Origin of the sequence: Conexibacter woesei DSM 14684 (assembly GCF_000025265.1) — a bacterium.
GTDB lineage: Bacteria > Actinomycetota > Thermoleophilia > Solirubrobacterales > Solirubrobacteraceae > Conexibacter > Conexibacter woesei.
The window spans coordinates 3,701,277-3,713,814 of record NC_013739.1; the positions used below are offsets into that span (position 1 = coordinate 3,701,277).

A 12,538-nucleotide genomic window follows, 5' to 3' on the forward strand; every position below is an offset into this window, starting at 1 on the left:
CGTCCAGCTCAGACCGTCGTCCAGACCGTGCCGACGCCGTCGAACCCGAGGGCGCGTGCGGTCGCGCCGGTGAGGTCCCACTCGCGCGCGCCGACGTACGGGCCGCGGTCGATCACCGGGACCGTGACCTGACGGCCGCCGTAGCGGATCGTCACCTTCGTGCCGCACGGCAGTGACTTGTGCGCGACGCCCATCTGCGAGTAGCCGAGCGTGCCGCCGCAGGCGAGCGGACCACCGTAGATGCCGTACCACGACGCGAGCGAGGCGCGGTAGCCGCGGACCGAGCCGGCGTGCGCGACCGTGCCGGCGTTCGCCTTCGTGCCGGCCGAGCGCACGCGCAGCTTGGTGGTGCCGAGCCGCTGCGCGACGACGCGCGCGGAGAAGTGGCCGTCGGCGCGGGTGACCGCCCGGCCGACCGCGCGCCAGCGACCGCCGACGTTGCCCTCGACGGTGACCTGGTGGCCGCGGGTGCGCGGCAGCAGCACGCCGCGGACGCGCACGGCGCCGCCGGTGCGCGTGTCGTGGCTGCGACGCTTGACGACGAGCTGGCCGGCGACCGCCACGCGCGACGCGCGGCTGGCCGACTGCGCCGCCTCGGCAGCGGCCGAGGCGCTGGCGGCGACGACGCGGACCTTGCCGGTCGCGCGCAGCTCGGCGGCAAGCCGGTAGCGGCCGTCGGGCCGCACGCGGGCGGTCTCGATCGCCCGCCACCGGCGCCCGGCCGGCGCGTACTGGAGCGCGACCGAGCCGTCGTGCGCGCCGGCCGCTATGCGGCCGTGCACGACGACGTCCTGGCCGTAGCGCAGGCGCCGGTCCTTCAATCTGGCCGTCGGTGCTGCGGCGGGCGCTGCTGCGGCGGCGGGCGCGTGCGCGACCGGAGCCGGGGCGCCGCCGGCGGCGACGGCGAGCGCCGTCGCGGACAGGGTGGTGCCGACTGCGAGCGCGCCGGCCGCAACGTGGCGCGGCCGCACGCGCAACGGGAGTTGCGAGCGCAACGGAGTGTGACCTCCTTCGTGCCGACCGCACGCCTACGGGGTTAGCTGACGGGCTCGCGGCGGCTCGGCGCTCGCGCGGCGGAGCGCGTGTCGCGCTCGCTGCGTCTCGGTCGATTCGTCGCTACGGCGGCAGCAGCCGCTCGATTCGCCCCGGCCGGAAGGAGGTGCTGTTCCGGCAGTGGGTCCCCCGTTCGCCCCTGTTTCGGCCAGGGGCGACTCGGCAGGTCGGATGTGAGCCGCCAAGGTAGCCCTGCCCCAGCCGCGCTCTGTGACCGATCTCACAAGACACTCTCGATCGGTCAGCGAACTGACACGAATCGGCGCAAAAACGTTTCATCACGCGCGTTTCCTCCGCAGACCCGAGCCGTTGCGCGCGGGGTCCCGAACCTCCAGAATGGCGTCCGTGGCCAACCGCGACCGACTCTCCGGGCTCGACTCGTCCTTCCTGCACCTGGAGCACGACGCAGCCACCCACATGCACGTCGCCTCGTGCATGGTCTTCGACGGCCCGCCGCCGACGCACGACGAGCTCGTCGCGCACGTCGAGGCGCGCCTGCACCTCGTGCCGCGCTACCGACAGCGGCTCGCGTTCGTGCCGTACGGCCAGGGCCGGCCGGTCTGGGTCGACGACCCGCACTTCAACACGCGGTATCACGTCCAGCACCACGCGCTGCCCGCGCCCGGCGGCGAGGAGGAGCTCAAGCAGCTCGCCGGCCGCGCCTTCTCGCAGCAGCTCGACCGCAACAAGCCGCTGTGGGAGCTGTGGCTCGTCGAAGGGCTCGCCGACGGCCGCTTCGCGCTGCTCGGCAAGACGCACCACGCGCTCGTCGACGGCATCTCCGGCGTCGACATCACGACCGTCCTGTTCGACCTCACGCCCGAGCCGCCGCCGACCTCGACGCCCGAGGTGCCGTGGGTGCCGCGCCCGCTGCCGACGAACGCGCAGCTGCTCGCCGACGCGATGCTGGAGCGCACGACCGTCCCGGCCGAGATCGTCCGCGGCATGCGCGCCTCGCTGCGCGCCCCGCGCCGCGTCGTCAAGAAGGTCGTCGAGGACCTCGCCGCGGTCGGCTCGTTCACGCTGCCCGGCGTGCGCGGCGCGCCGCCGAGCCCGCTCAACGTCAGAATCGGCCCGCACCGCCGCTTCACGTGGACCAACGAGGACCTCGAGCGCGTCAAGCAGATCAAGAACGCGCTCGGCGGGACCGTCAACGACGTCGTGCTGGCGACCGTCGCCGGCGGCCTCGGCCGCTACCTGCGCGCGCACGGCCACCCGACGATCGACCTCGTGCTGCGCGCGATGATCCCCGTCAGCGTGCGTGCCGACGCCGAGCGCGGCGCGCTCGGCAACCAGGTCGCCGCCGTCTGGGCCGGGCTGCCCGTCGGCGTGACCGACCCGGTCGAGCGGCTGGAGCTGGTCAAGCACGAGATGGAAGGCTTGAAGGAGTCGGGCCAGGCGGTCGGCGCGCGCGTGCTGACAGAGCTGACCGGCTTCGCGCCTCCGACGGTGATGGCGCAGGCGGCGCGGCTGCAGGCCCACCAGCGCTTCTTCAACCTCGTCGTCACGAACGTGCCCGGCCCGCAGCTGCCGCTGTACGTGCTCGGCCGCCGGATGCAGGCGATCTACCCGATGGTCCCGCTCGCCCAGAACCAGGCGCTCGGGATCGCGATCATGAGCTACGACGGCTGCATCTCGTTCGGCCTCAACGCCGACTTCGACGCGCTGCCCGACCTCGACCTGCTCGCCGGCCAGCTGACCGAGGCGCTGGAGGAGCTGGCCGCAGCGGCCGGCTTGCCGCCGCTCGGCTCGCCGCGCAGACGCCGCAACGGGCGTCCCGCGAGCAGCCCGAGCCCCGCACGCGCGGCAGCCGGCGGCAGCGCCGAATAGATTGCAGGCATGAGCACCGACCAGTCCGGTCCGCCGCGCGACGGGAGCGACCACCGCGGCCTGCGCCGTCTCGGCGGCGGCCTGCTGGCGGTCGCGATCGGCCTCGGCGCCGTCATCCTGCTGCTGCTGTTCCTCAACTCGCGCGACGAGGCCGGCATCGACCCGGCGGCGGAGGACAAGGGCCCGGTGCCCGGCGTCCCGTTCGCCGGCGCCGCCGACCTGCTCGACGCCCAGCAGCTGAAGCTGCTGGCGGCCGGCGACGTCTACCTGCTGTACGCGACGCCGAGACCGCCCGCGGCGCTGCGCGCGCTGCAGGAGGAGCTGTCAGGACCGCCCGACCCGGCGCTGGAGGAGGCCGGGCAGGCCGTGATCCTGCAGCGCGACCGCTCGGTCGGCGGCATCACGGCGCTGGCGTGGAGACGCAGACTGGTGACGCAGGACCCGGCCGACCCGGCGCTGGAGGCGTTCGCCTCCTACTGGCTCGGCCGCGGCGAGGCCGGCTGAGCCGCGCCGAGCCTCCGCTGCGGCGGGCGCCCCTGCGATCATGCCGCCCATGTCCACGCCCCCAGGCCCCCTTCGGCTGGCGCTCTGCCAGATGAATGCGACCGTCGGCGACATCGCCGGCAACGAGCGCAAGATCAGCGACGGCATCGCCGCGGCGCGCGGCCAGCAGGCCGAGCTGGTGCTGTTCCCCGAGCTGGCGCTGACCGGCTACCCGCCGGAGGACCTGCTGCTGAAGGAGCACTTCCTGCAGGACACGCGCAGGGCGCTCGACCGCCTCGCGGCGGAGACGCACGGGATCGTCGCGCTCGTCGGCTTCCCGGAGCGCGACGACGACGTCTACAACGCGCTGGCGGTGCTCGCCGACGGCGCCGTCCAGGGGATATACCGCAAGAACTACCTGCCCAACTACGGCGTCTTCGACGAGCAGCGCTACTTCGCCACGGGCGACGGCGGCGCGTTGATCGAGGTCGGCGAGGTGAAGATCGGGCTGACGATCTGCGAGGACATATGGGAGCCCGGCGCACCGGCCTCCGACGAGGCGTACGCGGGCGCCTCGGTGATCGTCAACCTCAGCGCCTCCCCGTACCACGCCGGCAAGGCGGTCGAGCGCGAGCGGATGCTGATCCAGCGCGCGCGCGACTCGATGTGCGTCGTCGCGTTCTGCGGGCTGGTCGGCGGCCAGGACGAGCTGGTCTTCGACGGCCACTCGCTCGTCGTCGACCACCGCGGCGAGGTGATCGCGCGCGCCGGCCAGTTCACCGAGGAGCTGCTGGTCGCGACCGTCGACCCGCTCGCCCCGCGCACCTACCGGCTGCGCGACGCGCGCCACCGCGCCGCGGGCCGCGATGCGAGACCGGTCCCGACGATCGCGCGGCTGGAGCTGCCTGAGACGCCCGCCGACGACGAGCACCCGCTCACCCGCGGCCCGATCGCGCCGCTGCTGGAGCCGACCGCTGAGGTCTACACCGCGCTCGTCTGCGGCCTGCGCGACTACGTCCGCAAGAACGGCTTCGACCGCGTCGTGCTCGGCCTCTCGGGCGGCGTCGACTCTGCACTGGTCGCCTGCGTCGCGGTCGACGCGCTCGGCCCCGACGGCGTCGCCGTCGCGGTGATGCCGTCGCCGTACTCCTCGCAGGAGACGCAGGCCGACGCGCGCCAGCTCGCCGACAACCTCGGCGTCGAGCGCTACGAGTTCAACATCCAGCCGGCGATGCGCGCGTACGCCTCGACGCTCGCCGACACGTTCGCCGGCCGCAAGCCGGACCTGACGGAGGAGAACCTGCAGGCGCGCATCCGCGGCAACCTGCTGATGGCGCTGTCGAACAAGTTCGGCTGGCTCGTGCTCGCGACCGGGAACAAGTCGGAGATGTCGGTCGGCTACTCGACCCTCTACGGCGACCTCGCCGGCGGCTTCGCCGTGATCAAGGACTGCCCGAAGCTGCGCGTCTACGAGCTGACCCGCTACCGCGACGCGCTCGCGCGCGAGACGACCGGCAGAGAGCTGGTCCCGGCGATGATCATCGACCGCCCCCCGAGCGCCGAGCTGCGGCCCGACCAGAAGGACGAGGACTCGCTGCCCCCCTACGCCGTCCTCGACCCGATCCTCGACGGCTACGTCGAGCAGGACCTCGGCCGCGACCAGCTGATCCTGCGCGGCTTCCGCGAGCAGGACGTCGACAAGGTGATCGCGCTCGTCGACCGTGCCGAGTACAAGCGCCGCCAGGCCCCACCCGGCATCAAGATCACCAGCCGCGCCTTCGGCCGCGACCGCCGCGTCCCGATCACGAACAAGTACCGAGGGTAGGCGGCGGGGAGGAGCGCGTCGCCGCACGCGGGGCGCGTGATCGACCACGTTGTCCTGGGTTGGTGTCGCAGAGCGACATCAAGCCAGGACGGTTCCCGTCTCCAAGACGGGCGGACGGGGCGTCCTGGATCGAGTCAGCCCGGCTAGCGCCGCGCCGCGTAGCGCGTCGTCGCCATGTGCAGCCCGACGGCGGTCGCGAAGCCGCCGGCGAGGGCGATCGCGAGGCAGGCGTAGATCGGGACGGCGTCCTGCAGCAGCTCGGTGAGCCCGATCGCCGCGACGATACCGCCGAAGCGGACGATGAGGGAAGGCGACGTTCGCATCGGCGGAGTGTCGCAGGCCGCGGGCCGTCGGGAGCGGCGGCGGCGGCCGGGAGCGGCCGGCGGAGCGGGGCGCGATGACGGACGCGCCCCGCTCGTTGGGCCTGGGCTCGCTCCAGGTTCAGGCGGCTGCGCCTGCGCTACGCCGCGACGGGCGTCAGCAGCTCGGCCAGCGTGATCTCGCCGGCCTTCGTGTTGAGGCCCGCGGCGAGGCGCGGGTCGCTCTCCAGCGCCGCCTCGACGCCGCGGTCGGCGAGGATGCGGATGTACGGCATCGTCGCGTTCGTCAGCGCGCGCGTCGAGGTCGCCGGGACGGCACCCGGCATGTTCGCGACGCAGTAGTGCAGGACGTCGTCGACGACGTAGGTCGGCTCGTCGTGCGTCGTCGCTCTCGACGTGACGGCGCAGCCGCCCTGGTCGATCGCCACGTCGACTATCACCGAGCGCGAGCGCATCTTGCCGAGCAGCTCCTGCGTGATCAGCTTCGGCGCGGCGGCGCCGGCGATCAGGACGGCGCCGATCACGACATCGGCGTTCGTGACCTCCTCCTCCAGCGAGAGCGGATCCGACATCAGGACGCGGATGCGGCCGTCGAAGCGGTCCTCCAGCTCGCGCAGGCGGCGCGGGTTGCGCTCGAGGATCGTCACCTCGGCGCCCATGCCGGCCGCGACGCGCGCCGCGTTGAAGCCGACGACGCCGCCGCCGATCACGACGACACGTGCGGGGGCGACGCCGGGCGCGCCGCCGATCAGGACGCCGCGACCGCCGAGCGGGTGCTGCAGGAAGTACGCACCGGCCTGGCCGGCGAGGCGGCCGGCGATCTCGCTCATCGGCGCCAGCAGGGGCAGCGAGCCGTCGGTCTCGGTGACGGTCTCGTAGGCGATGCCGGTCGTCTTGGCGGCGACGAGCGCGTCGGTCAGCGCCGGCGCGGCGGCGAGGTGGAGGTAGGTGAAGAGCGCGGTGTCCTCGCTCAGCAGGCCGTACTCGGAGGCGATCGGCTCCTTGACCTTCAGCATCAGGTCGACGTCGCCCCAGACGTCGGCCGCGTTCGGCGCGAGCTTCGCGCCTGCCGCCGTGTACGCCTCGTCGCCGAAGCCCGAGCCGACGCCGGCACCGGCCTGCACGAGCACGTCATGACCTGCGCCGACCAGCTCCGCCGCGCCCGCGGGCGTCAGCGCGACGCGCCGCTCGGACGGCTTGATCTCCGTGACAACGCCAACCTGCATGTGCCCAACCTCCGTCATCGGCGACGGGCCACGCAGGGGCCGCCGCACAGCTCGTGCATATCGCGCCCAAGCGTCGCGCCCGGCCGAGGTCGCCGCAGGAGGACGAACCGTCGCATGCTGCGCCAAGACTGCGGACGTTCTGTCGCAGGTCTGATGTGCGACCCTGAACGCCATGGCCGCGGCGTCCTCCCCCTCCCCCGGCGACCTGCCGCCGCGCATAACGGTGGCCCAGGCGCTCGCGCTGCCCGCCGTCCAGCAGGGCCTGCCGGTCGTCGTCGCCGGCGAGCGCAACCTCGACCGCCCGATCCGCTGGGTCCACGCCGGCGAGGTCTCCTACATCGCCTCGGTGCTGCTCGGCGGCGAGCTGCTGCTGACGACCGGCATGGGGATCGGCCGCAGACCGGCCGAGCAGCGCCGCTTCGTGCAGGAGCTGGACGAGGCCGGCGCCGCCGCGCTCTGCGTCGAGCTCGGCGGCGCGCTCGACGACCTGCCGCCCGCGCTCGTGCGCGAGGCCGAGCAGCGCGGCCTGCCGCTCGTCGCGTTCCGCCGCGACGTCAGGTTCATCCCGGTCACCGAGGCGATCCACACCGAGCTGGTCAACAGCCGCTACGCGGTGCTGCAGCGCTGCGACGAGATCCACCGCCGCCTGACCGAGGTCGTGCTCGACGGCGAGGGGATCCCGGAGGTCCTGCGCGTGCTCGCCGAGACGCTCGCGACGCCGGTCGTGCTGGAGGGCGCGCGCGGCCGCGTGCTCGCGCACGCCGTCCCGGCCGGCGACGCGCGCGGCGAGGACGCGCTCGACGCGTGGGCCTCCACGCGCGGGCGCGACGCCGCCGGCGGCGCGCCGTGGCGCGCGGGGATCGCGGCGCCCGTCCCGCTCGGCCGCGGCGCGCCCGGCCGGCTCGTCGTGCTGCCGGTGACCGACCCGCTCGACGAGCTGGCGCGGCTCGTGCTCGACCGCGCCGCCGGCCTCGTCGCGCTGTCGCTCCAGCGCAGCCGGCAGGAGGAGGAGCTGTTGGCGCGCGAGCGCGGCTCGTTCCTGCTCAGCCTCTCCGGCGGCCGCATCGCGACCGCGGCGGCGCGCCGCCAGGCGGAGCTGATCGGCTTCGCGCCGGCCTCAGGGCTGCTGCTCGGGCTCGCCGCCGAGACGGCGGCGCCGGTCGAGCCGGCCGAGTGGAGCCTCGTGCTGCGCGACGCGCAGGTCGAGCTGGAGGGCCGCGGCGCCGCGGCGCTCGTCGGACAGCGCGAGCACCCCGGTCAGCTGCTGGCGCTCGTCGCGCTGCACGAGCAGGCCGAGCGCGACGCGACCGCCGCGCTGGCGGCGGCGGCGCTGCGGACGGCGGCGACGCGCCGGATCGGCGGCGCCGAGCTGGTCGTCGCGGTCGGCCGGGCGGCCGGCTGGGACGCGATCGGCAGCGAGCTGCGGTTCGCCGCCGAGGGCGCGGCGAGCGCCGGGCCGCTGCCCGCGGCGGCGTGGTACGACGCGCGCACGCTGGAGCTGCAGCGACTGCTGTGGCGCTGGCGCGAGGACCGCGAGCTGGCGGCGCTCGTGCAGCGGCGCCTGGGGCCGCTCGTCGCCCACGACCGCAGACGCAGACACCAGCTGCTGCCGACGCTCGAAGCGCTCTGCGCGCACGGCGGCCACAAGGCCGAGACGGCGCGCGCGCTGCACCTCAACCGGCAGGCGCTCTACCACCGCCTCGACCGGATCGAGCAGCTGCTCGGCGCCGACCTGTCCGACGCGCAGGAACTGCTGACGCTGCACCTCGCGGTCGAGGCGCGACGCTACGTCGAGCGCGACTGAGCGCCCGTCCGCGGCGCTCGCCCGCGGCCGCGCTCAGTCCGCGCGGTGCCGCTCAGCTCGCGCGCGGGGCGCGCACCGCGATCGTCATGCGCGTGACGGCGCAAAGGCGGTCGGCGTCGTCACGCACCTCGCACTCCCAGATCCACGTTGTCGAACCGCGGTGGATCGCTCTCGCGCTCACGTTGATGTGGCCCTCGGTGATCGGGCGGATGAAGCTCGTCTGGTTCGACAGGCCCATCGCGTGCATGCCGTCTCTGCTGACGCCGAGGAACGTGCCGAGCGAGGCGAGCGTCTCCGCGACGCTTGCGTAGACGCCGCCGTGGACGAGGCCGAACGGCTGCAGCAGCTCGGGCTTCACAGGTATGCGAGCGCGCATCTCGCCGTCGCCGTGCAGCAGCTCCTCGTAGCCGAGGAGCGAATCGAAGCCGCTTTCAGAGGGAGGAAGGGGTCTGAGGCTCACGGCGCGGCACGATAGTACGCTTGGCGGAGATGAGCGCTGCCTTCGAGACGCTTCCCCCTGACCAGCGCGCCGTCCTCCAGCTGATTCTCAAGCAGGGCCGCGGCTACGCCGACCTGTCCGGTCTGCTCAAGATCGACGAGGCAGCCGTGCGCGCCCGCGCGCACGCCGGACTGGACGCGCTCGTGCCCAACGGCGCCGGCGCCGCGTTGACGCCCGAGCGCCGCGGCCAGATCGCCGACTACCTGCTCGGTCAGCAGAGCGACGCTGATCGCGCCACGACCGTCCAGCACTTGGAGGACTCTCGCGCCGCCCGCCGCTGGGCCGGCGCGCTGCACGCCGAGCTCGCGCCGGTCGCGAGCGGCGAGCTGCCCCAGATCCCCGGCGCCGCCCGCAACGGCGCCACGCCCCCGGCGGCCGCTGCCGCCCCGCCCGCGCCCGCCGACGCGCCCGCTCCCACCGACGTCGCGCCGTCCACGCCGGACGCCGACGCCGGCGACGACACGGACGCCGCCGGCGCCCCCGCTCCGGAGCCGGCGGCCCCCGCTGCCTCCTCCACCCCTCCGCGCGCGCCCCGCGAGCGCAGCCGCACGACCGCGGGCGGCGGACCGTCCAGGCTCGGCGGGATGCTGCTGCTCGGCGGCGTCGCAGTGCTCGTCGCGGTCGTGCTGATCGTCGTGCTGAGCAACGGCGGCGACGATGACGGCGGCTCCGAGACGCCGGCGGCGCAGACGCAGCAGCAGAGAACGACCGGCGACAGAGCAGGACAGGAGCCGACCGTCCTGCAGCAGGTCAACCTGAACCCGCCGGGCGGCGGCGAATCGCCCGTCGGCGTCGCCTTCATCATGGTCCAGGACCAGAGACCGGTCGTCGCGGTCCAGGTCCAGAGAATCGAGCCCAACGGCCAGGCCGACATCTACGCCGCCTGGCTGCGCGCGAGAGGCAGCGGCAGAGCCCGCTTCCTCGGCTACGTGCCCAACCAGGTCGGCAGAGACGGCGCCTTCACGGTCAGCTCGGCGCTGCCGAGAGACACCGCGCGCTACGACGAGGTGCTCGTCTCGCGCGAGTCGATCACAAGCAGAACGACCCCGAGCGCGCCCGCGCAGGTCGTCCTGCAGGGCACGCTCAGAGTCAACAGAAACGGCTAGGGCGGCGCGGCCCAGGGCCGCGCCGGCCGTGTCCCGGTCTGCTCAGACTCTTCTGACTCTGTGCGTCGGTGACAGCGTGAGCGTCCCGTTGAGCGTCGCCGCGTCGTCGCAGAAGACGCCGCCGGAGACGTAGTCGAGGTTCGCTCTGGCAAACGTGACCGTCTCGTAGCTGCCGTCGTGGTTGTTGTCCGTCAACGTCCCTAGCAGCACTGCCGCTCTGAATAGGCACGACACTATCGTGTACGTGACGGCTATTCGCACGACTAGCAGGTATATCCCGATCGGTCTGCCGTCGGACGGCACCGGTAGTAGGAAGCCGATGTTGTACGGCAGGTCTAGAAACGTGACCGAGTGCGTGCATCTGCTCGTCGTAGAGGCTGCTGCGACCCCGAGTGTCGTTAGCCCCTCGACCTGCGTTATCGCGCTGTTGAAGAACAGCGCGAACGTCAGCGGGTTGCACGTGACTATCGTGCTGCCCGTCTGAGCGGTGATCGTCCCGGCAGCGGTTGTGTTGCCGCCCGGAGTCAGCGTGTATCTGTCGCCGATGTTCGCGTTCGCGGCGGCAGCTCCCAACAGCACGGCGGCCGCGCAGACGAGCGCGGTAATGCTTGCGGTGCGCATCACTCCCCCTTCCCCCAAGCGCACCCACCCAAGGCGCGCCATTTTTCCTCATTTTAGTGTGGTTCTGCAAGGCGCTGGCGACCGCTGCTGCGATTCGTGAAGAGCCTTCACTATGTCACCTGCGTCAGACTCTTCTGACCACCTGCTCCGGGGAGAGCGCCACCCCCGTCGCGGAGACCGTGACATTCGCCTGGCATATCAGCGCCGATCCGGCGTAGCGCGTCAGCGTCTGCGCCGCGATCGTCGCCGTATCGTAGGCGCCGTTTCTGTTCGTGTCCGTGAGCGTGAGTAGCAGCCACGGCGTCGACTGATATAGGCACGAGCCCCACCCGACGCGCACCGTTAGCGCGAATATCTGCAGCGGCCCGCCGGGCGCCGGCAGCGGTAGTAGGAAGCCGACGCTGTAGGGCGTGTCTAGGAACACGATCGGCTGCGTGCACGTGACGGGGTTGACGCCCGTCACTCTCCCGATCGACGTTAGACCGTCGACCTGCGTTATCGCGGTGGTGAAGTTGATGCCGGCCGTGAGCGGATTGCACGTTATGGTCGTGCCGCTGTATCTCACCGTCAGGTTGCCTGTGAGGGTGACGCCACCACCCGGTGTGATCGTCAGTCTGTCGCCCAGGTCTGCTGCGGCGGTCGCCGCCCAGCAGCCGAGCGCGGTCGCGCAGACGAGCGCGACAGAAAATGCCTTGCGCATGCTTCCCCCATTCCCCATGCCGCGCCCCGGTGGCGCGGCCGTGCCGCGAGCCTACTTCTAACCGGTGCGTCGCCGCTACTGCCCGGCGGGCGCCGGCGCGACGGCGTCCGCGAGGCCGTCGAGCGCCTCGCCGAGCTGTCGCTTCGCCGCGCCCTTGAAGAGGAACGGGGCCAGGCGCGACCAGCCGCGCAGGCGCTGGCGCAGCTCGACCGCGATCTCGGTGCTGCCGGAGTCGTCACCGGCCGGCGTGAGCGTGAAGGTCGTGATCGCCTCGTCGAGCAGCCGCTCGAACGGCGAGCCCTTCAGCTCCTGGGACCACTGCAGCAGCTCTTCCTCCTCACGCGCCAGGATGCGGAAGTCCGCCCGCACGCCCTTGCCTCTCGCGGTGCCGAGCACCTGCGTGAAGCGGTCGAGGTCGACGCCCTCGATCCGCCGCACGCGCGGCCACCAGCGAGCCTGGTGGTACGGATCGTTGAGGATCGCCCAGACGTCGGCCGGCGCGGCCGGCAGCGTGCGCCGCAGACGCGTCGTCGGCACTACGCCGTCTCGCTGTCGTAGGTCACGAGCGAGCAGACGTCGAACGGCGCGATCCGCTCGCGGCCGCCGAGGAACGCCAGCTCGGCGAGGAAGGCGCAGCCGACGACGTGGCCGCCGAGCCGCTCGACGAGGTCGCACAGCGCGCGGGCGGTGCCGCCGGTCGCGAGCAGGTCGTCGTGGATCAGCACGTTCGCGCCGTGCCCGATCGCGTCGGCGTGGACCTCAAGCGCGTCGACGCCGTACTCGAGGATGTACTCGGCGCTGATCGTCTCGTGCGGGAGCTTGCCGGGCTTGCGCGCCGGCACGAAGCCTGCGCCCAGCTCGCGCGCCACCGCGGCGCCGAGGATGAAGCCGCGCGCCTCTGCGGCGACGACGAAGTCGACCGCGCGCGGCGCGCCGTACGCGGCCAGCCGCCGCACCGCCTCCGACAGCGCCGCCGCGTCGAGCAGCAGCGGCGTGATGTCGCGGAAGACGATCCCCGGCCGCGGGTAGTCGGGGATGTCGCGGATGCAGCTGCGCAGGTCGATCGCGGAC

Annotated in this window: 13 protein-coding genes; 5 read left to right on the forward strand and 8 right to left on the reverse strand. The window is 73.2% G+C overall.

The window, feature by feature from the left end; all coding sequences use genetic code 11:
* Window positions 1-8 precede the first annotated feature (8 nt).
* Window positions 9-995 (reverse strand): septal ring lytic transglycosylase RlpA family protein, encoded by a 987-nt coding sequence (locus CWOE_RS30915; RefSeq protein ID WP_012934946.1) that lies wholly within the window; start codon window positions 993-995, stop codon window positions 9-11.
* A 394-nt stretch (window positions 996-1,389) separates the two neighbouring features.
* Here CWOE_RS30915 and CWOE_RS17375 point away from each other — a divergent pair, with 394 nt between their 5' ends.
* From CWOE_RS17375 to CWOE_RS17385, 3 genes are read left to right on the forward strand one after another with little or no spacing between them, the layout of a single operon-like run.
* The gene (locus CWOE_RS17375; RefSeq protein ID WP_012934947.1) at window positions 1,390-2,883 is read left to right on the forward strand and encodes a WS/DGAT/MGAT family O-acyltransferase; all 1,494 of its coding nucleotides are present in this window, start codon (window positions 1,390-1,392) and stop codon (window positions 2,881-2,883) included.
* A gap of 9 nt (window positions 2,884-2,892) precedes the next feature.
* Window positions 2,893-3,387, forward strand: a complete 495-nt coding sequence (locus CWOE_RS17380) for a hypothetical protein (protein ID WP_012934948.1) — start codon at window positions 2,893-2,895, stop codon at window positions 3,385-3,387.
* Between the two features lie 49 nt (window positions 3,388-3,436).
* Window positions 3,437-5,191: an NAD+ synthase gene (locus CWOE_RS17385; protein ID WP_148261056.1), complete on the forward strand. Its 1,755-nt coding sequence runs from the start codon at window positions 3,437-3,439 to the stop codon at window positions 5,189-5,191.
* 143 nt (window positions 5,192-5,334) lie between these two features.
* On the opposite strand, the gene CWOE_RS17390 is transcribed toward CWOE_RS17385, so the two are convergent.
* Complete coding sequence (locus tag CWOE_RS17390; protein ID WP_012934950.1) at window positions 5,335-5,514, reverse strand: hypothetical protein; 180 nt, start codon at window positions 5,512-5,514, stop codon at window positions 5,335-5,337.
* Between the two features lie 137 nt (window positions 5,515-5,651).
* Window positions 5,652-6,737 carry an alanine dehydrogenase gene (gene ald / locus CWOE_RS17395; RefSeq protein WP_012934951.1) on the reverse strand — a complete coding sequence of 362 codons (1,086 nt, stop codon included), beginning with the start codon at window positions 6,735-6,737 and terminating at the stop codon, window positions 5,652-5,654.
* A 172-nt stretch (window positions 6,738-6,909) separates the two neighbouring features.
* On the opposite strand from ald, the gene CWOE_RS17400 reads away from it, so the two are divergent.
* Window positions 6,910-8,541, forward strand: coding sequence for a PucR family transcriptional regulator (locus CWOE_RS17400; protein WP_012934952.1), 1,632 nt, complete (start codon window positions 6,910-6,912; stop codon window positions 8,539-8,541).
* Window positions 8,542-8,593: 52 nt separating this feature from the next.
* On the opposite strand, the gene CWOE_RS17405 is transcribed toward CWOE_RS17400, so the two are convergent.
* Window positions 8,594-9,001, reverse strand: a complete 408-nt coding sequence (locus CWOE_RS17405) for a PaaI family thioesterase (RefSeq protein ID WP_012934953.1) — start codon at window positions 8,999-9,001, stop codon at window positions 8,594-8,596.
* A gap of 29 nt (window positions 9,002-9,030) precedes the next feature.
* Here CWOE_RS17405 and CWOE_RS17410 point away from each other — a divergent pair, with 29 nt between their 5' ends.
* Window positions 9,031-10,146, forward strand: a complete 1,116-nt coding sequence (locus CWOE_RS17410) for an RNA polymerase sigma factor (protein WP_012934954.1) — start codon at window positions 9,031-9,033, stop codon at window positions 10,144-10,146.
* A gap of 42 nt (window positions 10,147-10,188) precedes the next feature.
* Here the strand turns inward: CWOE_RS17410 and CWOE_RS32895 are convergent, their stop codons facing one another.
* The 4 genes from CWOE_RS32895 to CWOE_RS17430 all read right to left on the reverse strand — a co-directional run bounded on the left by CWOE_RS32895 (window position 10,189) and on the right by CWOE_RS17430 (window position 12,531).
* Window positions 10,189-10,767: a hypothetical protein gene (locus tag CWOE_RS32895; RefSeq protein WP_012934955.1), complete on the reverse strand. Its 579-nt coding sequence runs from the start codon at window positions 10,765-10,767 to the stop codon at window positions 10,189-10,191.
* 124 nt (window positions 10,768-10,891) lie between these two features.
* On the reverse strand, window positions 10,892-11,467 hold the full coding sequence (locus CWOE_RS17420) for a hypothetical protein (RefSeq protein WP_012934956.1): 576 nt from the start codon (window positions 11,465-11,467) through the stop codon (window positions 10,892-10,894).
* A 75-nt stretch (window positions 11,468-11,542) separates the two neighbouring features.
* Complete coding sequence (locus CWOE_RS17425; RefSeq protein WP_012934957.1) at window positions 11,543-12,004, reverse strand: SRPBCC family protein; 462 nt, start codon at window positions 12,002-12,004, stop codon at window positions 11,543-11,545.
* Window positions 12,004-12,531 carry an adenine phosphoribosyltransferase gene (locus CWOE_RS17430; protein ID WP_041732826.1) on the reverse strand — a complete coding sequence of 176 codons (528 nt, stop codon included), beginning with the start codon at window positions 12,529-12,531 and terminating at the stop codon, window positions 12,004-12,006. Before CWOE_RS17430 ends, CWOE_RS17425 begins: the two co-directional genes overlap by 1 nt.
* Window positions 12,532-12,538 lie beyond the last annotated feature (7 nt).

Bases quoted from the DNA above. Each gene is read 5' to 3' on its own strand.
- CWOE_RS32895 (WP_012934955.1), bottom strand. From the start codon at position 10,767: ATGCGCACCGCAAGCATTACCGCGCTCGTCTGCGCGGCCGCCGTGCTG.
- CWOE_RS17400 (WP_012934952.1), top strand. From the start codon at position 6,910: ATGGCCGCGGCGTCCTCCCCCTCCCCCGGCGACCTGCCGCCGCGCATA.
- CWOE_RS17375 (WP_012934947.1), top strand. From the start codon at position 1,390: ATGGCGTCCGTGGCCAACCGCGACCGACTCTCCGGGCTCGACTCGTCC.
- CWOE_RS17380 (WP_012934948.1), top strand. From the start codon at position 2,893: ATGAGCACCGACCAGTCCGGTCCGCCGCGCGACGGGAGCGACCACCGC.
- CWOE_RS17410 (WP_012934954.1), top strand. From the start codon at position 9,031: ATGAGCGCTGCCTTCGAGACGCTTCCCCCTGACCAGCGCGCCGTCCTC.
- CWOE_RS17420 (WP_012934956.1), bottom strand. From the start codon at position 11,467: ATGCGCAAGGCATTTTCTGTCGCGCTCGTCTGCGCGACCGCGCTCGGC.
- CWOE_RS17385 (WP_148261056.1), top strand. From the start codon at position 3,437: ATGTCCACGCCCCCAGGCCCCCTTCGGCTGGCGCTCTGCCAGATGAAT.
- CWOE_RS17390 (WP_012934950.1), bottom strand. From the start codon at position 5,514: ATGCGAACGTCGCCTTCCCTCATCGTCCGCTTCGGCGGTATCGTCGCG.
- ald (WP_012934951.1), bottom strand. From the start codon at position 6,737: ATGCAGGTTGGCGTTGTCACGGAGATCAAGCCGTCCGAGCGGCGCGTC.